Source organism: Pedobacter superstes, from assembly GCF_037622515.1.
Lineage (GTDB): Bacteria > Bacteroidota > Bacteroidia > Sphingobacteriales > Sphingobacteriaceae > Paradesertivirga > Paradesertivirga superstes.
Map to the genome: position 1 here is coordinate 1 of NZ_JBBJCN010000019.1, position 1,005 is coordinate 1,005.

A 1,005-nucleotide genomic window follows, 5' to 3' on the forward strand; every position below is an offset into this window, starting at 1 on the left:
GGTTAAACGCTTAACAAAATTCTCTTCGCCTTTACGTAACCACACACGGGGATCGTAATACTTCTTATTTGGAGAATCCGCTCCTTCGGGGTTACCGATCTGCGACTGAAGATATCCTTCCTTTGACTGATAGAAATTTTTAATCCCTTCCCAGAAAGCCCATTGCATATCCGTATCGATGTTCATCTTTACGGCTCCATAGGAGATTGCTTCGCTTATTTCTTCTTTTGATGATCCTGAGCCTCCGTGAAACACAAAATTAATTGGTTTCTCTTCTTCGATATTAAATTCTTTACGGATATGATCCTGCGAATTCTTTAGAATTACCGGTTGTAGTTTCACATTTCCGGGCTTATACACTCCATGAACATTTCCGAATGCCGCTGCAATAGTAAAGCGCGGACTTACTGTACTTAGCTCTTTATAAGCGTACGCTACTTCGGAAGGCTGCGTATATAACTTCGAACTGTCTACATCTGTATTATCCACTCCGTCTTCTTCTCCACCTGTTACACCAAGCTCGATCTCAATCGTCATCCCCAATTTTTTCATTCGCTCGAGGTACGTTTTAGATATCTCCAGGTTTTCTTCGATAGGCTCTTCAGAAAGATCGAGCATATGGGATGAGAATAAAGGCTTTCCTGTTTGCTGATGAAAACGTTCACCATGCGAAAGCAAACCATCTATCCAGGGTAATAATTTCTTGGCAGCATGGTCTGTATGCAATATCACAGCTACTCCATAATGTTCTGCCAGTAAATGAACATGTCTGGCAGCAGAAACTGCTCCTAAAATACAAGCTTCCAGTTTTTCATTATTCAGGGATTTCCCTGCATAAAACTGTGCTCCGCCATTAGAAAGCTGAATTATTACGGGTGAATTGACAGCTTTAGCTGTTTCCATCACTGCATTTATCGAATTTGTATTGATAACGTTTACAGCGGGTAAAGCAAACTGATGCTTTTTTGCCTGCTCAAATAACTCTTGAACCGCATCGCCATACAA

The 1,005-nt window shown here is 41.2% G+C and carries 1 protein-coding gene; it reads right to left on the reverse strand.

Going from position 1 to position 1,005, the window contains the following annotated elements; all coding sequences use genetic code 11:
- Nucleotides 1–1,005: class II fructose-bisphosphate aldolase (gene fbaA, locus WG906_RS19315; protein WP_339994535.1), on the reverse strand; the 1,005-nt coding region annotated here is incomplete at both ends.